The organism is Hoyosella levis, assembly GCF_026008515.1.
Lineage (GTDB): Bacteria > Actinomycetota > Actinomycetes > Mycobacteriales > Mycobacteriaceae > Lolliginicoccus > Lolliginicoccus levis.
In genome coordinates this window covers 15123-37206 of the sequence record NZ_BQYM01000009.1, presented here as the reverse complement: position 1 = coordinate 37206, position 22084 = coordinate 15123, and the positions used below count along the sequence as shown (strand labels likewise).

At 66.4% G+C, this 22084-nt stretch carries 17 protein-coding genes; 2 read left to right on the top strand and 15 right to left on the bottom strand.

Annotated features, from left to right (window positions below; all coding sequences use genetic code 11):
• Window positions 1–518: 518 nt before the first annotated feature.
• The 14 genes from tuf to QC765_RS10965 form a co-directional block, all read right to left on the bottom strand.
• Window positions 519–1712 (bottom strand): elongation factor Tu, encoded by a 1194-nt coding sequence (gene tuf / locus QC765_RS11030; RefSeq protein WP_278314497.1) that lies wholly within the window; start codon window positions 1710–1712, stop codon window positions 519–521.
• A gap of 140 nt (window positions 1713–1852) precedes the next feature.
• The gene (gene fusA, locus QC765_RS11025) at window positions 1853–3970 is read right to left on the bottom strand and encodes an elongation factor G (RefSeq protein ID WP_278314496.1); all 2118 of its coding nucleotides are present in this window, start codon (window positions 3968–3970) and stop codon (window positions 1853–1855) included.
• A 162-nt stretch (window positions 3971–4132) separates the two neighbouring features.
• Window positions 4133–4603 (bottom strand): 30S ribosomal protein S7, encoded by a 471-nt coding sequence (gene rpsG / locus QC765_RS11020; RefSeq protein WP_149360543.1) that lies wholly within the window; start codon window positions 4601–4603, stop codon window positions 4133–4135.
• Complete coding sequence (gene rpsL, locus QC765_RS11015) at window positions 4603–4977, bottom strand: 30S ribosomal protein S12 (RefSeq protein ID WP_149360542.1); 375 nt, start codon at window positions 4975–4977, stop codon at window positions 4603–4605. The genes rpsG and rpsL overlap by 1 nt, the downstream gene beginning before the upstream one ends.
• A gap of 345 nt (window positions 4978–5322) precedes the next feature.
• Entirely contained in the window at window positions 5323–5901 is a 579-nt protein-coding gene (locus tag QC765_RS11010; protein WP_278314495.1) for a DUF3558 domain-containing protein, read from the bottom strand.
• On the bottom strand, window positions 5888–6448 hold the full coding sequence (locus tag QC765_RS11005) for a DUF3558 domain-containing protein (protein ID WP_278314494.1): 561 nt from the start codon (window positions 6446–6448) through the stop codon (window positions 5888–5890). Before QC765_RS11005 ends, QC765_RS11010 begins: the two co-directional genes overlap by 14 nt.
• An 11-nt stretch (window positions 6449–6459) precedes the next feature.
• Window positions 6460–7095 (bottom strand): TetR/AcrR family transcriptional regulator, encoded by a 636-nt coding sequence (locus QC765_RS11000; protein ID WP_373876742.1) that lies wholly within the window; start codon window positions 7093–7095, stop codon window positions 6460–6462.
• Between the two features lie 2 nt (window positions 7096–7097).
• On the bottom strand, window positions 7098–7907 hold the full coding sequence (locus QC765_RS10995) for an enoyl-CoA hydratase family protein (RefSeq protein ID WP_278314492.1): 810 nt from the start codon (window positions 7905–7907) through the stop codon (window positions 7098–7100).
• Window positions 7908–7984: 77 nt separating this feature from the next.
• Window positions 7985–9142: an acyl-CoA dehydrogenase family protein gene (locus QC765_RS10990; protein WP_278314491.1), complete on the bottom strand. Its 1158-nt coding sequence runs from the start codon at window positions 9140–9142 to the stop codon at window positions 7985–7987.
• Between the two features lie 4 nt (window positions 9143–9146).
• On the bottom strand, window positions 9147–11153 hold the full coding sequence (locus tag QC765_RS10985; protein ID WP_278314490.1) for an acetyl/propionyl/methylcrotonyl-CoA carboxylase subunit alpha: 2007 nt from the start codon (window positions 11151–11153) through the stop codon (window positions 9147–9149).
• Between the two features lie 10 nt (window positions 11154–11163).
• Window positions 11164–12762, bottom strand: coding sequence for an acyl-CoA carboxylase subunit beta (locus QC765_RS10980; protein WP_278314489.1), 1599 nt, complete (start codon window positions 12760–12762; stop codon window positions 11164–11166).
• Complete coding sequence (locus QC765_RS10975) at window positions 12759–13928, bottom strand: acyl-CoA dehydrogenase family protein (RefSeq protein WP_278314488.1); 1170 nt, start codon at window positions 13926–13928, stop codon at window positions 12759–12761. The genes QC765_RS10980 and QC765_RS10975 overlap by 4 nt, the downstream gene beginning before the upstream one ends.
• A 25-nt stretch (window positions 13929–13953) precedes the next feature.
• A complete protein-coding gene (locus QC765_RS10970) occupies window positions 13954–15660 on the bottom strand; it encodes an acyclic terpene utilization AtuA family protein (protein WP_278314487.1) in 1707 nt (568 codons plus the stop codon).
• 47 nt (window positions 15661–15707) lie between these two features.
• The gene (locus QC765_RS10965) at window positions 15708–16511 is read right to left on the bottom strand and encodes a TIGR03084 family metal-binding protein (RefSeq protein WP_278314486.1); all 804 of its coding nucleotides are present in this window, start codon (window positions 16509–16511) and stop codon (window positions 15708–15710) included.
• Window positions 16512–16746: 235 nt separating this feature from the next.
• Here QC765_RS10965 and QC765_RS10960 point away from each other — a divergent pair, with 235 nt between their 5' ends.
• Both QC765_RS10960 and QC765_RS10955 read left to right on the top strand, forming a co-directional pair.
• Window positions 16747–17244: a SixA phosphatase family protein gene (locus QC765_RS10960; RefSeq protein WP_278314485.1), complete on the top strand. Its 498-nt coding sequence runs from the start codon at window positions 16747–16749 to the stop codon at window positions 17242–17244.
• A gap of 23 nt (window positions 17245–17267) precedes the next feature.
• Window positions 17268–18014 carry an acyl-[acyl-carrier-protein] thioesterase gene (locus QC765_RS10955; protein ID WP_278314484.1) on the top strand — a complete coding sequence of 249 codons (747 nt, stop codon included), beginning with the start codon at window positions 17268–17270 and terminating at the stop codon, window positions 18012–18014.
• A gap of 114 nt (window positions 18015–18128) precedes the next feature.
• On the opposite strand, the gene QC765_RS10950 is transcribed toward QC765_RS10955, so the two are convergent.
• Window positions 18129–22082: a DNA-directed RNA polymerase subunit beta' gene (locus tag QC765_RS10950; RefSeq protein WP_278314483.1), complete on the bottom strand. Its 3954-nt coding sequence runs from the start codon at window positions 22080–22082 to the stop codon at window positions 18129–18131.
• Window positions 22083–22084 lie beyond the last annotated feature (2 nt).

Below are 22084 nucleotides of genomic sequence, written 5' to 3'. Positions count from 1 at the left end.
AGCTCCTGGGTACTGCCGGATCCGCTGGATCCGTGCTGGCCGACCTAGCATCTCGTCGATGCGCGGCACGGCGCGGTTCTCGGCTCCCCCTGCACAATCATCGTCTTGTCGCACAATTCGTTACGCCACTAGGCCTGCCTTTGGTCAGGGAATCACTTCGTCATAGTAGTGGCATCGCGGGGTGGGATGCCCGGCAACAGCGAGGAAACATTCCACTGTGCCGGTTGAGCGGGTGGCTCGCCCCTTGCGCCGCACCCCGCAATCCCTGCTCGGCCAAGGGGCGGGCCTACAGTTGTCGCCCGAAACGAGTGTTGTTGCTCACGTGAGCATTTGCTCTCACACAGGCCCGGGCAGATCCAAGCGTCGATCCGCGCGGGCGCGGTGCAAGGCGCGCGGACGACCGGCAAATGTCGAATCGCCTGCCCGCGGAGGCGGACAGGCGATTCGTGGACTAGCCCAAGGCAGAAGGCGCCTGCTTCACGAGGAAGCAAGCGCCTTATGCCTGAAACGGCGTCAGATCACTTGACGATCTTGGTGACGCGGCCGGCACCCACGGTGCGGCCACCTTCACGGATCGCGAAGCGGAGGCCCTCATCCATGGCGACAGGCTGGATGAGCTTGACGAACATGTCGGTGTTGTCACCGGGCATGACCATCTCGGTGCCCTCAGGCAGGGTAACCACACCGGTGACGTCGGTGGTGCGGAAGTAGAACTGAGGACGGTAGTTGTTGAAGAACGGGGTGTGCCGTCCGCCCTCGTCCTTGGCCAGGATGTAGGCCTGGCCCTCGAACTCGGTGTGCGGGGTGGTCGAGCCCGGCTTCACAACAACCTGGCCACGCTCGACGTCCTCGCGCTTGATGCCACGGAGCAGCAGGCCGACGTTGTCGCCAGCCTCGCCGTAGTCAAGAAGCTTGCGGAACATCTCGATGCCGGTGACGGTGGTCTTCGTGGACTTCTCGCGGATGCCGACGATCTCGACTTCCTCGTTCACGTTGACCTTGCCACGCTCGATGCGGCCGGTGACCACGGTGCCGCGGCCGGTGATGGTGAAGACGTCCTCGACAGGCATGAGGAACGGCTTCTCGGTCTCGCGCTCGGGATCGGGGATGGAAGCGTCGACCGCCTCCATGAGCTCCACGATCTTCTTGGCCCACTCGGGGTCGCCCTCGAGCGCCTTGAGAGCGGACACCTGGACGACGGGAGCGTTGTCACCGTCGAACTCCTGCGAGGAGAGGAGCTCGCGCACCTCCATCTCGACGAGCTCGAGGATTTCCTCGTCGTCGACCATGTCGGACTTGTTCAGCGCGACAAGGATGTACGGAACGCCAACCTGACGGGCGAGCAGCACGTGCTCACGGGTCTGCGGCATCGGGCCGTCGGTCGCGGCAACCACGAGGATTGCACCATCCATCTGCGCTGCGCCGGTGATCATGTTCTTGATGTAGTCGGCGTGGCCGGGTGCGTCGACGTGAGCGTAGTGACGCTTCTCCGTCTGGTACTCGACATGCGAGATGTTGATGGTGATACCGCGCTGCTTCTCTTCAGGAGCCTTGTCGATCTCATCGAAAGCGAAGCTCTTGTTGAGTTCGGGGAAGGTATCGTGAAGAACCTTGGTGATAGCAGCGGTGAGGGTGGTCTTGCCGTGGTCAACGTGACCGATGGTGCCGATGTTGACGTGCGGCTTGGTCCGCTCGAACTTCGCCTTCGCCACTTTATGGCCTCCTGGACTGATTGGTGCTTGCGATTTGCAGCAGTGCGGTTGTTCTAACGAGGTGGTCTGCCGACTACCAGAGAAGCGGCTCCTAGGAAGCTACTACCCGGAGATACTACCTATGGTCGGCGGTGAGTGAATTACTCGCCGGTGGCTTTCGCGATGATTTCCTTCGCCACGTTCGCGGGAACCTCGGCGTAGGAATGGAACACCATCGAGTAGTTCGCCCGGCCTTGTGTCTTCGACCGGAGGTCGCCGACGTAGCCGAACATCTCCGACAGCGGAACGCTTGCCTTGACGACACGCGCGCCGCTGCGCTCCTCCATGGCCTGGATCTGGCCACGTCGGGAGTTCAGGTCACCGATGACATCACCCATGTAGTCCTCGGGAGTGATGACCTCGACCGCCATGAGCGGCTCGAGGATCACCGGCTGTGCCTTGCGGACAGCTTCCTTGAGGGCCTGGGAACCGGCGATCTTGAAGGCCATTTCCGAGGAGTCGACCTCATGGTACGCACCGTCGAGGAGCGTGACCTTGATGTCGGTCAACGGATAGCCAGCCAGCACGCCGTACTGCATGGCGTCCTGGGCACCAGCGTCCACCGAGGGAATGTACTCCCTCGGCACACGCCCACCGGTGACAGCGCTCACGAACGCGTAGTGCTCGCCCTCTTCGCCGTGGAACGGCTCGAGCTTGATGATGACGCGCGCGAACTGTCCGGATCCACCGGTCTGCTTCTTGTGGGTGAACTCGTGCTTGTCGACAGTACCGCGAATGGTCTCGCGGTACGCGACCTGGGGCTTGCCCACGTTCGCCTCGACCTTGAATTCACGCTTCATGCGATCGACAAGGATGTCGAGGTGAAGCTCGCCCATGCCGCCGATGACGGTCTGGCCGGTCTCGTCGTCGAGGTGGACCTTGAATGTCGGGTCTTCCTCGGCGAGCTTCTGGATCGCAGTGCTGAGCTTTTCCTGGTCGGACTTGGTCTTCGGCTCGATGGCCACCTCGATCACGGGATCGGGGAACGACATCGACTCGAGGATGATCGGCGAGCTCGCATCGCACAGGGTGTCACCAGTGGTGGTGTCCTTCAGTCCGATGAACGCGTAGATGTGGCCGACCGATGCGCTCGGAACAGGGTTCTCCTTGTTCGCGTGCATCTGGAACAGCTTGCCGACGCGCTCCTTCTTGCCCTTCGTCGAGTTGAGCACCGGGGCGCCCGAATCGAGCTTGCCCGAGTACACCCGGACGTAGGTGAGCTTGCCGAAGAACGGGTGCGAGGCAACCTTGAACGCGAGGCCGGCAAAAGGCTCGTCGGAGTTGGGCTTGCGCTCGAGGACAGTCTCCTCATCGCCGGGCGGGTGGCCCTCGATCGACGGCACGTCGAGCGGCGACGGGAGGAAGTCGATCACGGCATCGAGCATGGGCTGGACGCCCTTGTTCTTGAATGCCGAGCCGCACAGGACGGGGTAGGCCTCGCCGTTGATCGTGAGCTTGCGGATCGCGCCCTTGATCTCGTCGACGGTCAGCTCCTCGCCGCCGAAGAACTTCTCGAGAAGCGCCTCGTCGGACTCAGCGACGGCCTCGATGAGCTCCTGCCGGTACTGCTCGGCCTTCTCCGCGAGATCCTCGGGGATGTCGATGACCTCGAAGACCTGGCCCTTGGTGTCGTTCCCGTCGGCGTCCTTGTCGTGCCAGATGATGGCACGCTGCTCGATGAGATCAACGACGCCAGCGAAATCGTTCTCCGCGCCGATCGGCAGCTGGAGGACCAATGGCTTGGCGCCAAGGCGGTCCTTGATGGTCTGCACGGTGAAGTAGAAATCAGCACCGAGCTTGTCCATCTTGTTGACGAAGCAGATACGCGGCACGTCGTACTTATCGGCCTGGCGCCACACCTGCTCGGACTGCGGCTCGACGCCCTCCTTGCCATCGAAGACAGCCACGGCGCCGTCGAGCACGCGCAGCGAGCGCTCGACCTCTACCGTGAAGTCAACGTGGCCGGGGGTGTCGATGATGTTGATCTGGTTGTCGTTCCAGTAGCAGGTGGTGGCTGCCGAGGTAATGGTGATACCCCGCTCCTGCTCCTGCGCCATCCAGTCCATCGTCGACGCACCCTCGTGCGTCTCACCGATCTTGTAGTTAATGCCGGTGTAGAACAGAATCCGCTCGGTGGTGGTGGTCTTACCGGCATCGATGTGTGCCATGATGCCGATGTTGCGGACCCGGTTCAGGTCGGTCAGCACGTCAAGTGCCACTGGAATCTTCCCCGCTCGTCTCGTGTCGTCTTGTGCGGAAACCTCATCGGGCAGCTGTTCCGCCGCCGACTAGAAGCTCATCACCCTGTCCTGGATACTCTAGCCAGCCAGGACAGGACTGTTGCGGGCACCTCGTGCGTTGCACGCGGCGCCCGCGGCCAATCACCAACGGTAGTGGGCGAATGCCTTGTTGGCGTCGGCCATCTTGTGCGTGTCCTCGCGACGCTTGACGGCAGCTCCCAGGCCATTGCTGGCATCCAGGATCTCGTTCGCCAGTCGCTCGACCATCGTCTTCTCGCGACGGGCGCGGGAGAACGTGACCAGCCAGCGCATGGCGAGCGTGGTGGCACGGGCCGGACGAACATCCACCGGCACCTGGTAGGTGGCGCCACCAACACGGCGGCTGCGCACCTCAAGGGCGGGGCGGACGTTATCGAGCGCGCGCTTGAGGGTGATCACCGGATCGGTACCGGTGCGCTCCCGGGCAAGCTCCAGCGCCTGGTAGACGATGCTCTCGGCGATGGACTTCTTTCCATCGAGGAGCACCTTGTTCACCAGCTGGGTGACCAGCGGCGAACCGTAGACCGGATCCGCGACCAGGGGACGCTTCGGGGCTGGGCCCTTGCGTGGCATTAGCTCTTCTCCTTCTTGGCGCCGTAGCGGCTGCGCGCTTGCTTGCGGTTCTTCACGCCCTGCGTATCGAGCGAACCACGAATGATCTTGTAACGGACACCCGGAAGGTCCTTCACACGACCGCCACGCACGAGCACCATCGAGTGCTCCTGAAGGTTGTGCCCCTCACCGGGGATGTAGGCCGTGACCTCGATCTGGCTGGTCAGGCGAACACGAGCCACCTTTCGCAGCGCTGAGTTCGGCTTCTTTGGGGTGGTGGTGTACACACGCGTGCACACACCTCGACGCTGGGGGCTTCCCTTCAGGGCCGCGGTCTTGGTCTTGGCGACCTTGTCGCGGCGCCCCTTACGGACCAGCTGCTGAATGGTGGGCATAGACCGGCTTTCCTCTGGTGCTTCTAACTCTCATGGTCAAGAGCGGGAACGTTGTAATTCTTTCCGGGCGAACCAGGCCGCAAGGCCCGGTCCCGCTACCCCGAGGTCGGGAGTGTCACCCTCCTGAACTGCGATTGCGCTACAAAATGGCGATCGCGATACCGCCTGCTTCGATCACGCAGGAGCTCGGTATGGCTAGTTCGCCACGCTCAGGATTGTGCTACACCCGGATGCATCGGGCACGACCGGCAACAATACATCCAACATGCTGTCGAGGTCAAAACCTCACTAGCACTGGTCAAACGCCGCCGGCTAAGCAGGCGTTCGCTTCCACCGCGCGCGACCCTAGAAGTGGGTCCGCACGGTCAGCTCAGCAAGCTCCATCGCCGCCGCGCAGCCATCGCCTCCCGAGCGTGAATGGGGATGCACCCACCAGATGAGCGTACCTCCCTCCCCCGCCCGGGTGGCCACTCCGCAGGCAGCGGGATCATCGGGGATCCGCACGATGAACCCGCCCTGGCCCGCGACGGTGGCGTTCTCGATGTCGTACCCGAGCCGCTCGGTCGCGCGGCGCTCGTGCCAGAGAGAGGAGTTCTCGAACCACGCCAGCGTCACGCTGGTGGGCACGGCGGCGCCGAGGACGGTGAAGCGGCAGATCGCGCCGTAGAAGGTGTTGTCGAGCGCCTGGGCATCGAATACCTCGACGATCTGGTCCGGTGGCACCACGAGGCATTCATCGAGCAGGTTGCGGAACTCCTCGTTGGACGTGCCCCCGAGCGAGGGCGCTTGATCCTCGGCGGGATCGGCGACTGGCTCGTCCTGGCCGCATCCTGTCAATCCGGCCAGTAGCGCCGCGGCCGCGGCCACCGCGACGGCAAGGCGGCCGGGGAAGCGGGCTGGCGGCCGTTGCTCATGGCTCCGCACTGTTCACCGTCGCTTCCGCGAGCGCGAGCACGCGCCGGCACATCTCGTCGTCGGAAAGCTCCTCCGCGAAGACCACGGACCAGACGAAGAAGTCGGAGTTGGACTGGATGGAGACCTCGCAGATGAAGCTGCCCCACCCCGCGAATCCGCTGAGCTCCCCCGCCGGGCCGTCGACCGAGACATCGCGCACCCCGCGGCCGGATAGCTCGACGACGGCGCGCTCGCGCCCGATGGGACTGCCCCGGTACCAGGAGAAGGAGGCATGCGGACCGAGGAAGCCCGATTCCCAGCGGCAGCCCACCGAGTTGCGTTCCTGCAGGCGCACGCCACGGATGCCGGTGAGGGCCATCAGCTCATCGCTGGATATTCCGCCGCACTCCCCGAAGAACAAGCCGGGCTCGCGCAGCACGGTGCCCTCGGCGTTGCTCGCGCCCGCGGGAGCGTCGTCGCTCGCCTCTCCTCCGGAGCATGCCGGGACCAGGAGGGCGAGGGAGGCCGCACCGACGGCGAGCATCCCGCGCGCCCCTGGCAATGACCTAGCCTCCACGACTTCGCATGCTACTCGCGCGGCGCGCGCGTGTCCGCAGGAGCGCCATCGGTCCGGGCAGGCGCGAGGGCCTCGGAGAGGTGCGCGGCCCAGGCCTTGACGATCTCGGAGCGCCGCCGCGAATCGTCGGTGAGCACATCTGCCAGGCCGAGCCCGCGCCCCATGTCCAGGGTGGCCTGCACCAGGCGATGGGTTGTCGGATCGCTGTCATCGGCCTCGAGCAGCTCGATCGCGACGGCATGCACGGTGCGCCCGAACTTCAGCTCGAGCGGCACGATCCGCTCCCGCAGGACCGGGTCCGCGGCCGCGGCAGTCCAGACCTGCAGCGCTGCCTTGAACACCACTCCGGTGAAATAGTCCGTCAGCCGCACCACGATCGATTCGATCCGGCGCTCGCCGCGTGGAAGCCCTTCCGCGGCGATGCGGACCTCATGCATGCGACGGTCGAACATGTGCTCGAGCGCCGAGGTGATCAGGTCCTCGCGAGTGGGGAAATGGTGCTGGATCGCGCCGCGCGACACTCCGGCTCGCTGCGCGACGACGCCGACCGTGGTGCCTGCCCAGCCGCGCTCGGCGAGGCATTCGATGGTGGCTTCGAGCAGTCGCTGGTGCGTCGCGCGGCTACGTTCCTGCTGGGGCTCGCGGATGGTCACTCGGTAGACCGTACCGTGGGCTCGGCCCACCGCGGGGACCGGCGCTGCAGGAAGGCGATCATGCCCTCGCGTGCTTCCTCGGAGGCGAACAAGCGCGCGGACATCGCGGCAAGCGCGTCGCCCCGCTCCTCGAAGCCAGCAAGCACGACGTCGGTAGTGAGCGACTTGGTCTCCGCGAGGCCCTGCGGCGAGGCCTTGAGCAGCTCGGCGCACAGGTCCCGCGCGACGGCAGCGGGATCCTCGGCAGCAATGGTGACGAGCCCGATCTGCTCGGCGACGTCGGGCCCGAACTTCTCGCCGGTGAGGAAGTACCGGGACGCTGCCCGCGCGGTGAGCTTGGGCAGCAGCGTCAGCGAGATGATGGAGGGGGCGAGACCGAGCTTGGCCTCGGTGAGCGCGAACGTGCACGCGGGGCCGGCCACGACGAAGTCGCAGGCGCCGACGAGGCCCATGCCTCCGGCGCGGACGTGGCCGTCGATCTGCCCGAGGATGGGCTTGGGGTGGGCCACGATGGAGCGCAGGAGGTCGCGCATCTGGCTGGTGCGCAGCTTCGCTACCTCCTGCGGGTCGAGCGGCTGGCCGTCGGTGGAGGCCGCCTCCGAGAGGTCCGCTCCGGCGCAGAAGGTCCCGCCCGTGTGGGTCAGGATGATCGCGCGCACGGCCTCATCCGAGGCCGCGGCATCGAGGCTGTCCTGGAGCTGCTGGACGAGCTTGGTGGAGAGGGCATTGCGGTTGTGGGGCGAGTCGAGGGTGAGTGTCGCCACGCCGCCGTCGATCGAGTAGGTGACGAGCTGGGTGTCGCTCATGGTGCAGTGCTCCTTCGGGAGGTGAAGCAAGGGGGCGGCCAGCACGTGATGCGCCGCCCGCCCCCTTGGTCGTGTGCCTAGTAGGACTTGGGCAGGCCGAGGTTGGCCTGGGCGATGAAGTTGAGGATCATCTCGCGGCTGACCGGCGCGATGCGCATCAGGCGCGAGGCAGCAAGCAGGTCGACGAGCCCGTACTCGACGGCGAGGCCGTTGCCGCCATGGGTGTGCACTGCCTGGTCGACAGTCTTCACGCCCGCTTCGCCGGCGGCGTACTTCGCCATGTTCGCGGCGGAGGCGGCGCCCCAGTCGTCACCGTTGTCGTAGAGGAACGCGGCCTTCTGCATCGCGAGCCTGGCCAGCTCGATCTCGACGTAGCACTGCGCGAGAGGGTGCGCGATCGCCTGGTGCGCGCCGATGGGGGCCTTGAAGACCTGGCGCTCCTTGGCGTATGCCGTTGCCTTGTCGAGCGCGTACCGGGCGGTTCCGAGGGCCATGGCCGAGGCCATGATCCGCTCGGGGTTCAGGCCGGCGAACAACTGCATCAGTGCCGCGTCCTCGGAGCCGACGAGCGCATCGGCGGGCAGCCGGACGTCGTCGATGAACAGCGAGAACTGCTTCTCGGGGCTGCGCATGCCCATCTCGATGACCTGGTACTCGAAGTTCGGCGCATCGGTGGGGACGATGAACAGCGCAGGCTTGAGCTTGCCGGTCTTGGAGTCCTCCATGCGCGAGACGATCAGCACCGCCTGCGCCTGGTCGACGCCCGAGATGTAGGTCTTGCGCCCGTTGAGGATCCACTCATCGCCATCCCGCCGCGCGGTGGTGATGATGTTGTGCGAGTTCGATCCGGCATCGGGCTCGGTGATGCCGAACGCCATGGTGATCGAGCCGTCGGCGATCCCGGGCAGCCATGTCTGCTTCTGCTCGTCGGTGCCGTACCGGCTGATGATGGTTCCGCAGATGGCCGGGGAGACGACCATCATGAGCAGGCCAGCACCGGCCGCGGAGAGCTCCTCGAGGACGAGGGACAGCTCGTACATGCCAGCCCCGCCGCCGCCGTACTCCTCGGGCAGGTTCACGCCGAGGAAGCCGAGCTTGCCCGCTTCCTCCCACAGCTCGGTGGTCTTCTCGCCGTTCTTTGCCTTCTCCAGCAGGTACTTCCAGCCGTACTTGTGGCCAAGCTCGGAGACGGCCTTGCGGAGCTCTTGCTGCTCCTCGGTCTCGATGAACGACATTGTTCTACTCGCTTTCGGTGGTTTCGTCGCTGACGACGGCAAGGATGGTGCCGACGTCGACTTGCTGGCCTGCTTGGACATTGAGCTCGGTGACCACGCCATCGACGGGGGCGGCGATGGTGTGCTCCATCTTCATGGCCTCGAGCCAGAGGATCGGCTGGCCCGCGGTGACGGTGTCACCGACCGATGCCGCGACCCGGATGACCGAGCCGGGCATGGGGGCGAGAAGCGAGCCAGCGGCCACTGCCGCGGACGGGTCGATGAACCGTGGCTTGGCGGTGAAGGTGGCATGCCCGAGCGGGGAGTCGACGCACCGCATCGTCCCGTAGCGAGCGATGGAGAACCGGCGGCGCACCGCGGCCACATCGATGACCACCAGGTCCGGGGAGGTGCTGACGACCGTGATGCCCTCATGGCCGGGCACGATGACGCCGTTGCGGGAGAACCGGTACTCGACCTCGAGGGTCTCGTCGCCGTGCTCGTAGTCGCGGCGCTGGGCCTGCGAGGGCATGTTGCGCCAGCCCGACGGGATGCGCGGCTGCACGCGCGCTCCGGCGCGGGCAAGCTCGGCATCGGCGAGGGCAGCGGCGATCGCCGAGAGGGACACGGCCTCCGCGGACGCGATGGGCGTGGAGAGGGTATCGAGCCCGTGCTTGTCGAAGAACGCCGTATCGGTATCGCCGGCGAGGAAGGCCGGGTGCCGCAGGATGTTCACCAGCAGGTCGCGGTTGGTGACAAGGCCGTGCAGCCGCATTCCGGCCAGGCCCGTGGCAAGCACCTGCGCGGCCTGGTAGCGGGTGGGCGCGAAGGAGATGACCTTGGCCAGCATCGGGTCGTAGAACACGCTGACCACTGAGCCGTCCTCCACGCCGGAATCGAGCCGCACACCGGTCTCGGTGAGCACCTCGAAGGCGTTGCGGGTGCCGGGCACGTCGATGTGGTGGACGGTGCCGGACTGGGGCTGCCATTCCTGCGCGGGATCCTCGGCGTAGAGACGCACCTCGATGGAGTGGCCGCGCATGCCCGGCTGCTCGGCAGGCAGGGGCGCGCCCGCGGCGACGTCGAGCTGCATCTGCACGAGGTCGAGCCCCGTGGTGTTCTCGGTGACGGGGTGCTCGACCTGCAGGCGCGTGTTCATCTCCAGGAAGAAGAAGTGGCCTGATTCGTCCGCGAGGAACTCGACCGTTCCGGCACCGACGTAGTCGATGGCCTTGGCGGCGAGCTGGGCTGCCTCGAAGAGCCGATCGCGCATGCCGTCGATCTTCTCGACGAGCGGCGAGGGTGCTTCCTCGACGACCTTCTGGTGGCGGCGCTGGATGGAGCATTCGCGCTCCCCCACCGACCACACGTCGCCGTGCTGGTCGGCCATGACCTGCACCTCGATGTGGCGGCCCGTCTCGAGGTAGCGCTCGCAGAACACGGTCGGATCGCCGAAGGCGGATCCGGCCTCGCGCTGCGCCGCCTCGATCTGGTCGTTGAGGTCGGCGAGCTTGCGCACGATGCGCATGCCGCGCCCGCCGCCGCCCGCGGAGGCCTTGATGAGAACGGGCAGCTCGGCCTCGGTGACCGTGGCGGGATCGAGCTTCTTGAGCACGGGCACGCCCGCGTCATCCATCATGCGCTTGGACTCGACCTTGGAGCCCATCAGCTCGATGGCCTTGACGGGCGGGCCGATCCAGATGAGCCCGGCGTCGATCACGGCGCGCGCGAAGTCGGCGTTCTCGGAGAGGAAGCCGTAGCCGGGGTGGATGGCGTCCGCCCCGGCCGACTGAGCGGCTTCGATGATCTTGTCGGCCCGCAGGTAGGTCTCGCCCGGGGTGTTGCCGGGCAGGTGCACCGCGGCATCGGCCTCGAGAACGTGCGGGGCGTGGGCGTCAGCGTCGGAGAAGACCGCTACGGTGCCGATGCCGGCACGGCGGCAGGTGGAGAAGACGCGGCGGGCGATCTCCCCGCGGTTGGCCACGAGGACATTGGTGATGGCTTGCATGCTTGTTCCTGTCTGAGCGTTCATGTCGGTCCACTCACATCCGGAAGACGCCGAAGTTGTCCGTGCCCTCGACCGCTTCGGTGTGGATAGCGGAGAGGCATAGGCCCAGGATGGTGCGGGTGTCGCGCGGGTCGATCACACCGTCGTCGAAGAGCCGGCCGGAGAGGAACATCGGCAGCGACTCGGCCTCGATCTGTGCCTCGACCATGGCGCGCATGTTCTTGTCGAATTCCTCGTCGAACGGCTTGCCCTTGGCCTCGGCTCCCGCCCTCATGACCAGCGAGATGACGCCGGCGAGCTGCTGGGCGCCCATCACGGCGGACTTGGCGCTCGGCCAGGCGAAGAGGAAGCGGGGGTCGTAGGCGCGGCCGCACATGCCGTAGTGGCCGGCTCCGTAGGAGGCGCCCATGAGCAGCGAGATGTGCGGGACCTTCGAGTTGGAGACGGCGTTGATCATCATCGATCCGTGCTTGATGATGCCGTTCTGCTCGTACTCCTTGCCGACCATGTAGCCGGTGGTGTTGTGGAGGAACAGCAGCGGGGTGTTGGCCCGGTTGGCGAGCTGGATGAACTGCGTCGCCTTCTGCGATTCCTCGCTGAACAGGATGCCCCGGGCGTTGGCGAGGATGCCCACGGGGTAGCCGTGCAGCTGCGCCCAGCCGGTGACCAGCGACGTGCCGTAGAGCGGCTTGAACTCGTCGAACTCGGAGCCATCGACGACGCGGGCGATGACCTCGCGCGGGTCGAAGGGGATCTTCAGGTCGCTGGGGACCACGCCGAGCAGGTCCTCGGAGTCATAGAGCGGGTCGGCGTAGTCGGCGCGCGGCTCAGGGCCCTTCTTGTGCCAGTTGAGGCGGGAGACGATGTCGCGGCCGATGCGGATGGCGTCGGGCTCATCGATGGCGTAGTAATCGGCGAGGCCGGACACGCGGGCGTGCATGTCCGCGCCGCCGAGGGACTCGTCATCGGATTCCTCGCCGGTGGCCATCTTCACCAGGGGCGGGCCGCCGAGGAAGACCTTCGACTGCTCCTTGATCATCACCACGTGGTCGGACATGCCGGGGATGTAGGCGCCACCGGCGGTGGAGTTGCCAAACACCAGCGAGATGGTGGGGATGCCCGCCGCGGAGGCGCGGGTGAGGTCCCGGAACATCTTGCCGCCGGGGATGAAGACTTCCTTCTGCGTGGGCAGGTCAGCGCCACCGGACTCGACGAGGGAGATGACGGGAAGCCGGTTCTGGAAGGCGACCTCGTTGGCGCGGAACGACTTCTTGAGCGTCCACGGGTTCGAGGTGCCGCCCTTGACGGTGGGATCGTTGGCGACGATGAGGCACTCGACGCCGCTGACGACACCGATGCCGATGACGAGGCTCGCGCCGACATGGAAGTCACTGCCCCAGGCCGCGAGCGGGCACAGCTCGAGGAACGCGGAATCCGGGTCGATGAGCAGCTCGATGCGCTCGCGGGCAGTGAGCTTGCCACGCTTGCGGTGGCGCGCCATCTTGTCCTCGCCGCCGCCGGAGAGGGCCTTGTCGTACTCGGCCTCGACCTCCTGGAGCTTGGCCAGCATCGCCTCGCGGGCGCCAGCGAACTCCTCGGAGGAGGTGTCGAGGGTGGATTTCAGAGTGGTCATGCCTTGAACCCCAATCGCTTCGCGGCCAGGCCGGTAAGGATCTCGTTGGTGCCGCCCCCGATGCCGAGGAGGCGCATGTCTCGGTATTGCCGTTCTACTTCGCTCTCCCGCATGTAGCCCATGCCGCCGAAGAGCTGCACTGCCTGGTTGGCGACCCACTCGCCGGTCTCCACCGCGGTGTTCTTCGCGAAGCACATCTCGGCGATCAGGTCGCCGTCGCCGAAGGTGAAGCGCTCGATGAGCTGGCGGCTGTAGACGCGGGCCACGTCGATCTTGCGGGCCATCTCGGAGAGGGTGGCCTGCACGGTCTGGCGGCTGATGAGTGGCCGACCGAAGGTCTCGCGGTCGCGGCACCACTGCACCGACAGGTCGAGGCAGCGCTGGGCGCTGGCGTAGCCCTGCACGGCGAGGGCGGCACGCTCGGTGACGAAGCCCTGGGCGAGCTGCTGGAAGCCGCTGTGCTCGTCGCCGATGAGGTTGGCAGCAGGCACGCGCACGTCGTCGTAGTGCAGCTCGGCGGTATCCGAGCAGAGCCAGCCCATCTTGTCGAGCTTGCGCGCCACGGTGAAGCCCGGGGTGCCCTTCTCGACGACGATGAGCGAGAGCTGGCCCTTGTCGCCCGTGCGACAGACGGTGACGACGAAGTCGGCCCGCACCGCGGAGGTGATGAAGGTCTTGGAGCCGTTGATGACGAACTCGTCGCCCTCCCGGCGGGCGGTGGTGCGCATGCTCGCGACGTCGGAGCCGCCGCCGGGCTCGGTGATGGCGAGGGATCCGATGAGGTCACCGTCGAGGGTGGGGCGGACCCACTTGGCGATGTGGTCGGGATCGCCAGCGGTAGCCATGTGTGGCAGGGCGATGCCGTGGGTGAAGAGGGAGGCGAGCAGGCCACCGGGGGCGCCGGCGTAGCAGATCTCCTCGGCGACGATCATGGCGTCGATGAGGTTGCCACCGCCGCCGCCGACCTCCTCGGGGAATCCTGCTCCGAGCAGGCCGATGTCACCGGCCTTCTTGTGGAGCTCGCGCGGCAGCTCGCCGTCGCGCTCCCACTGCTCCTGGTACGGGAGGATGTGTTGCTCGGCGAAACGGCGCACCGTCTTGCGGAGCTCGAGCCTTTCGGGGCTCTCCCACAGTGCGCGGGTCGGCCATGTTCCTGCAGAGGTCATGCTGGGTTTCCCTTCCGGGGTGAGGTCATGCGGGGAGGAGGGAGACGGGGATGTCCATGTGGCGGGAGCGGAGCCATTCTCCGAGTCCCTTTGCCTGGGGGTCGAAGCGGGCCTGGGAAGCGACGCCCTGGCCGAGGATGCCCTCGATGACGAAGTTCACGGCACGAAGCTTCGGCAGCGCGTAGCGCTTGACCTCGAGGTCCTTGGCCTCCGGCAACAACCGCTTGAGCTCCTCGACAGTGAGGGCGTGGGCGAGCCAGGCCCAGGCCTCGTCGCTGCGGGCCCAGACGCCGATGTTGGCACTGCCACCCTTGTCGCCGCTGCGCGCGCCAGCGACGAGGCCGAGCGGGGCGGAGCGTGTCTCGCCGGGCTCGATGGGCTCGGGCAGGGCAGGCTCGTCCGCGTCAGCGAGGGCCTGCACCTGCTCGGGCGCGGGGATATCGACGCGGGTGCCGTCGGGCAGGACCGCGATGTGGGGCACCTTGTCCTGCGGGGCGTAGCCGGGCGTGAACAGCCCGTAGGGCTGGGCGCTGCCGGGCGGGGAGGTGAAGGTGAAGCCGGCGTAGCTTGCGAGGGCAAGCTCGACGGCGACGCTGGTGAATGCCCGGCCCACGACCTTCGGGTCGGGATCCTTGACGATGCAGCGCAGCAGCGAGGTGGCTTGCTCCTCGGTCTCGGCATCCTCCTTCGCCGTGCCGGAGTATTCCCAGCGCAGCTCGGTGGGACGCTTGGTCAGCCAGGACTCGAGCTGGGACTTGGCGAGCTCGACCTTCTGCTCGCGGTCGAGGCCGGTGACGATGAACTCCATCTGGTTGCGGAACCCGCCCAGTGTGTTCAGGGAGACCTTGAGGTCTGGCGGCGGAGCCTCGCCCTTCACGCCGCTGACGCGCACACGATCAGGGCCGTCCTGGGAGAGCTCGATGCTGTCCATGCGGGTGGTCACGTCAGGCCCTGCGTAGCGCGCGCCGGAGATCTCGTAGAGCAGCTGCGCGGTGACGGTGCCGACGCTGACCTCGCCGCCGGTGCCCTCGTGCTTGGTGATGACGCTGCTGCCATCGGGGTGGATCTCGGCGATGGGGAAACCGGGTCGGCCGAGGTCGGGGATCTCGGTGAAGAACGAGTAGTTGCCGCCCGTGGCCTGGGTCCCGCACTCGATGATGTGCCCCGCGGCAACGGCGCCCGCGAGCTGATCGAAGTCCGTGCGGCCCCAGCCGAACTCGGCGATGGCGGGGGCGACGATGACGGACGCATCGGTGACACGGCCGGTGACGACGATATCCGCGCCGGCGTTCAGGCATTCGGCGATGCCGAAGGCACCGAGGTAGGCGTTGGCGGTCAACGGGGTGCCTAGCCCGAGCTCCTCGGCCCGCTCGCGCAGGTCATCGCCCTCGACGTGGGCGATGCGCGCGGTGAGGCCCTGTGCCTTGGCGAACTCCTGGATCTTGTCGACGAGGCCTGCCGGGTTGAGCCCGCCGGCGTTGGTGACGATCTTGACGCCTTGCTCGAGCGCGAGCCCGAGGGTGTCCTCGACCTGCCGGAGGAAGGTCTTGGCGTAGCCGAGGCTCTGGTCCTTCATGCGGTCGCGGCCAAGGATGAGCATGGTGAGCTCAGCGAGGTAGTCGCCGGTGAGGTAGTCGAGGTCGCCGCCCTCGAGCATCTCGCGCATGGCAGAGATGCGGTCGCCGTAGAAGCCGGAGCAGTTTCCGACCCTGATCATGGTGGGTTGTGGCATGTGGAGTCCTTGTTGCTTCAGGTGTGCGACGGAGTCATGGATGTGGCCTACTGGCTGCTTGCGGGCGGCCTGCCATTGCCGGGAGGGCCCGCGAAGGCCTGTGCGATCCCGAGCCAGTGGCGCGCGTCCTCGCCCTCGGCGCTCAGGTCGACGTCCGCGATGTTGCGGCGCTGGGTGACGAGGTAGCAGAAGTCGAGCGCTGTCCCGGTGACGCGCTGCGCGGCATCCTCGGGGCCCCACGTCCAGGTAGCGCCGTCCGGGGCGACGAGCTCGACGCGGAACGGCTCGGCGGGAGGGGTGAGCTGGTTGAGCGCGTAGGCGAAGTCACGGGCCCGGACGCCGATGTGGGCGACGTGCTTGATGCGCGCGGTGGGCTCTGGAGCTGCGCCGATGGTGTCGGCGATGTCGAGGCCGTGCGCCCAGGTCTCCATGATGCGCGCGCTGGCCATGGACACCGGGTTCATCGGCGGGCCGAACCAGGGGATCTTGTTGCCGGGCTCGACTGCTCGCAGGGCCTCGGAGAGCTCGTGCCGGCCCGCGCGCCAGGTCTCGAGCAATTGCGCGGGAGGGATGCGCGCCCATTCCTCAGCGGCTTCGTCGACGAAGCCCGTAGGATTGCTCCAGGCTTCGGTGACGAGTTGCTGGAACGCCTCGGGATCAGTAGCGGCCTTGACAGAGGCGGCATCGGTCCAAGCGAGGTGGCCGACCTGGTGGGCGATGGTCCAGCCCTCGGCCGGGGTCGGGAGCGACCATTGCTCGGGAGGAAGGCTCGCGACAAGGGACTCGAGGGCTTCGCCCTCTGCGTCGAGGTCGTCAACGACCTGGGATACAAGACGGGTGGGATCGGACATGGGCTCGCTTCCGGATCTGCCGAGTTATGTGAGACAAGAGTGACAGCTCGGGGATAAAGAAGCAAGCATGCATGATTCTTTTTACGTGTGTGTTGCCTGAGAATCCCCGCTCTCGACACTGCCACCCACACTCCCACCAGCCGCGGCCCAGCAGGCATACGGTTTGAGCACGATCCGGATACGTCCGCGCCGCTCCCCCGCTCCGAGTCCACGAGCAGCACTACGGTTGCTCACCATGGACACCGGACGCACCCTGATCTTCCTGCGCCACGGCAAATCCGCCTACCCGCCGGCAACAAGCGACCATGACCGCCCCCTCGCCGACCGCGGCGAGCGCGAGGCCGCGCTCGGCGGCGACTGGCTCCGCGAGCACGCTCCGAGCATCGACCTGGTGCTCTGCTCCACCGCGCGCCGGACTCGCGACACCCTCGCCGCCAGCGGGGTCGACGCCCCTGTCACCTTCGTTCCCGAGCTCTACGGCGCCGACGCGCAATCCATCACCGAGGAGATCGGGCTCGTCGAGCCCAGCATCCGCACCCTGCTCGTCATCGGCCACTGGCCTGGCATCCCCGACACCACCCTCTCCCTCGCCGCCAATGACACCGGCGAGGCCGCGGCGCGCATCCGCGCCAAGTACCCCACCTCTGCCCTCGCGGTGCTCACCACGGAGCACGACTGGGACAAGCTCGTACCCGGTTCCTGTACCCTCGTCACTTTCCACGTCCCGCGCTGACCACGCACGACCTTGAGGAATCCATGTTCGACGCACGCCTGGCCCCGCTCCCCGACAGCCCGCACGTATTCCGCACGTCCTGGCCAGTCCGCGCCGGCGACGTCGACCGCAACAAGGCGCTCCGCCGCGACGGCATCGCGCGCTACCTGCAGGATGCTGGCTTCGATCACCTCGACCACGTGAAGGCACGCGGCGATCACCCCATCTGGGTAGTCCGCCGTACCGTCATCGACATCATCGAGCCCATCGAGTTCCCTGACACCGTCACCGTCGAGCGCTGGTGCTCCGGCATCTCTAGCCGCTGGTGCACGATGCGGGTCCGGCTCTCCACCCCCTCCGGAGGCCTCATCGAGACCGAGGGATTCTGGATCAACATCAGCCCCACCTCCGGAATGCCCACTCGCATCACGGACTGCTTCGAGCAGCTGCTCGGCTCCACCGCTGAGACGCAGCGACTGCGGTGGCGGTCCTGGATAACCGAGACACCCCTCGAGGGCGACACCCGCGCCGCGTTCCCCATCCGGGCCGTGGACATCGATCTGCTCGGCCACGTCAACAACAGCATCTACCTCCAGGCCATCGAGGAGCTGCTGCACCGCCGCCCCGAGCTGCAGGCGGTCCCCACGCGCACCGTCATCGAGTACCTCGCTCCCATCCCTCCCGATGCCGAGGTGGAGCTCGCGATCCGCGAGGACGAGAAATCCTTCACCACGTGGTTCATCGTCGACGGAAAGACCAACGCGCAGGCCGGGGTCGCTCCCCTCGCCTAGCCGCTTCCTGCGGATCGGCGGATGAACCGGGCTACCTGCCATCCCCAAGCCCACGAAACAGCGATGCCCGCTCCCGGATGATCCGGGAGCGGGCATCGCTGTTATGCCTCGCTACTAGCGCATGTCCTGGAATCCGCCGAAGTCATCGAGCGGAACCGCAACACCAGAGCTGGTGCCGAACGCGTCGGGGCTGAAGTACGTGTCCTCGTACGAGGTGACAGCGAACGCCGCCTCGCGCGCCTCCTCGGTCGGCTGCACCTGGATGTCCCGGTACTGGGCGATGCCAGTGCCGGCCGGGATCAGCTTGCCGATGATCACGTTCTCCTTCAGACCGATGAGCTTGTCGCTGCGACGGTTGATCGCCGCATCGGTCAGCACCCGGGTGGTCTCCTGGAAGGAGGCCGCGGACAGCCACGAATCAGTGGCCAGCGATGCCTTGGTGATACCCATGAGCACCGCGCGGCCCGAAGCCGGCTCGCCACCCTCGGACACCACGCGACGGTTCTCCGACTCGAACTCGGCGCGCTCGACGAGCGAGCCGGGCAGGAACTCGGTGGAACCCGAATCGATGATGGTGACGCGACGCAGCATCTGGCGGATGATCACCTCGATGTGCTTGTCGTGGATCGACACGCCCTGCGACCGGTACACCTCCTGCACCTCATTGACGAGGTGGATCTGCACCTTGCGGGGCCCGAGGACACGGAGCACCTCGTGCGGATCGGCAGAGCCCTCGAGCAGTTCCTGCCCGAGCTCGACACGATCACCATTGGTGAGGATGCGCTCCACGCCATCGGCATGCTTGAACCGGGCGAGGCCCTGCCGCTTGGGCAGCTTGTCGATGTGCACCTCGTCGCTGCCATCATCAGGAGTGACGATGATCTTGAAGAAGCGGTCATCGTCCTCGATGCGCACGGTACCGGCGGACTCCGCGATCGGCGTCCGGCTCTTCGGCACGCGGGCCTCGAACAGTTCCTGCACACGCGGCAGGCCGCCAGTGATGTCATCACCGACGCCACCCTGGTGGAAGGTACGCATCGTCAGCTGCGTGCCAGGCTCACCGATCGACTGGGCCGCGACGATACCGACGGCCTCGCCGATGTCCACGAGCTGGCCAGTGGCCATCGAGCGGCCGTAGCACATCGCGCAGACACCGGTGGCGGTGGTGCAGGTAAGAACCGAGCGCACCTTCACCTTGGTGATGCCAGACTCGATGAGCTTCTCGATCGCCGGATCGCCAAGATCATGCCCACGCTCGACAACGACAGTGCCGTCCGCGTCGAGCGCGTCCGCCGCGAGCGTGCGGGCGTAGGCGCTGGTCTCGACATGCTCGACCTGGACCAGGCTGCCGTCCTGCGTGCGCTCCGCGATCGGGATCTCCAGGCCGCGGGAGGTGCCGCAGTCGACCTCGCGCACGATGACGTCCTGGGAGACGTCCACGAGACGACGGGTCAGGTAGCCCGAGTCCGCCGTGCGCAGCGCGGTGTCGGCGAGACCCTTGCGGGCACCGTGGGTGTTGATGAAGTACTCGAGAACGGTCAGTCCCTCGCGGAACGAGGACTTGATCGGCTGCGAGATGAACTCACCCTTCGGGTTGGTCACCAGGCCCTTCATGCCCGCCAGCGACCGGATCTGCGTCATGTTGCCCGCAGCTCCGGACTTCACGATCATCGGGATCGGGTTGTCATCCGGGTAGTACGCCTCGAGCGCCTTGCCGACCTCATCGGTGGCCTGCTTCCAGATCTCGACGAGGCCGTCGTGACGCTCATCGGACGACAGCTTGCCCCGCTGGTACATCTTCTCGAGGTTCGCTGCCTTCTGGTCGTAGACCGCGAGGATCTGCGCCTTGTCCGGCGGCACGAGCACGTCGGACATGGCAACCGTCACGCCGGAACGGGTGGCCCAGTAGAATCCCGCGTCCTTGAGCTTGTCGACGGTCTGCGCGACAACGATCATCGGATAGCGCTCGGCGAGATCGTTGATGATCACGGCCTGGCGCTTCTTCGGCATCACGTCATTGACGAAGTAGTAGTCGCGCGGCAGCAGATCGTTGAACAGGACCCGGCCAAGGGTCGTGGTAGCGATCCACGCATCGCCGTGCTTCCAGCCCTCGGGGAACAGCTCGCGCTCGTCGTCCTTGGTGGGACGGCGGTGGTTGAGGCGAATCCTGACCATCGACTGCAGGCCGATCTCGCCACGATCGAACGCCATGATCGCCTCGGACGGTGACGCGTACACGCCCCGCTCCGGCGAATCCTTCGTGGCTGCCGTGTGCTGGCCCTTGCCATCCTCCACGAGGCGGGTGAGGTGGTAGAGACCGGTCACCATGTCGAGTCGTGGCATGGCGAGCGGGCGGCCGGATGCGGGCGAGAGGATGTTGTTCGACGACAGCATCAGCACGCGCGCCTCGGCCTGCGCCTCCGAGGACAGTGGCAGGTGGACGGCCATCTGGTCACCGTCGAAGTCAGCGTTGAACGCCTCGCACACGAGCGGGTGGAGCTGGATGGCCTTGCCCTCGACGAGGATCGGCTCGAACGCCTGGATGCCAAGCCGGTGCAGCGTGGGCGCACGGTTGAGCATCACGGGATGCTCGGAGATGACCTCTTCGAGGACCTCCCACACCTGCGTGCGCTGGCGCTCGACCGCGCGCTTGGCAGCCTTGATGTTCTGCGCATGGTTGAGGTCCACGAGCCGCTTCATCACGAACGGCTTGAACAGCTCGAGGGCCATCAGCTTGGGCAGGCCGCACTGGTGCAGCTTGAGCTGCGGACCGACCACAATCACCGAGCGGCCCGAGTAGTCGACACGCTTGCCGAGCAGGTTCTGGCGGAACCGGCCCTGCTTGCCCTTGAGGAGGTCCGACAGCGACTTCAACGGCCGGTTGCCCGGGCCGGTCACGGGACGGCCGCGGCGACCATTGTCGAACAGCGCGTCCACGGATTCCTGCAGCATGCGCTTTTCGTTGGCGACGATGATCTCGGGGGCACCGAGATCGATCAGCCGCTTCAACCGGTTGTTGCGGTTGATGACGCGCCGGTACAGGTCGTTCAGGTCCGAGGTGGCGAACCGGCCACCGTCGAGCTGCACCATCGGGCGCAGCTCCGGCGGGATCACCGGGACAGCGTCGAGAACCATGCCACCGGGCGAGTTGCCCGTTGACTGGAACGCGGCCACGACCTTCAGCCGCTTGAGGGCACGGATCTTCTTCTGGCCCTTGCCGCTGCGGATGATCTCGCGCAGGATCTCGGCCTCCCCGCTGACATCGAAGGACTCGAGCAGCTTCTGAATGGCCTCGGCGCCCATCCCGCCCTCGAAGTACTGGCCGTAGCGGTCCTCGAGCTCGCGGTAGATCAGCTCGTCGACGATGAGCTGCTTGGGCGCCATCTTGGTGAAGACGGTCCAGATCTCCTCGAGCCGATCGATCTCGCGCTGCGCGCGGTCACGGATCTGGCGCATCTCGCGCTCCGCGCCGTCCTTGACCTTCTTGCGGATATCAGCCTTGGCGCCCTCGGCCTCGAGCTCGGCCAGGTCGGTCTCGAGCTTCTGCGCGCGCTCGGCGAGATCGGCGTCGCGCTGGTCGGCCACGCCCTTCTTCTCGACGTTCATCTGCGCCTCGAGCGTGGAGAGCTCGTTGTGGCGCAGCTCGTCCTCGACGTGGGTGATGACGTACGCGGCGAAGTAGATGATCTTCTCAAGATCCTTCGGCGCGAGGTCGAGCAGGTAGCCGAGACGACTTGGCACGCCCTTGAAGTACCAGATGTGAGTGACGGGCGCGGCCAGGGCAATGTGCCCCATGCGCTCGCGCCGCACCTTGGCGCGGGTTACCTCGACACCGCAGCGCTCACAGATGATGCCCTTGAAGCGGACGCGCTTGTACTTGCCGCAATAGCATTCCCAGTCCCGGGTGGGTCCGAAGATCTTCTCGCAGAAGAGTCCGTCCTTCTCGGGCTTGAGGGTGCGGTAGTTGATCGTCTCAGGCTTCTTGACCTCACCGTGCGACCAGGCCCTGATGTCGTCCGCGGTGGCCAGGCTGATGCGGAGTTCATCGAAGAAGTTGACGTCTAGCACGT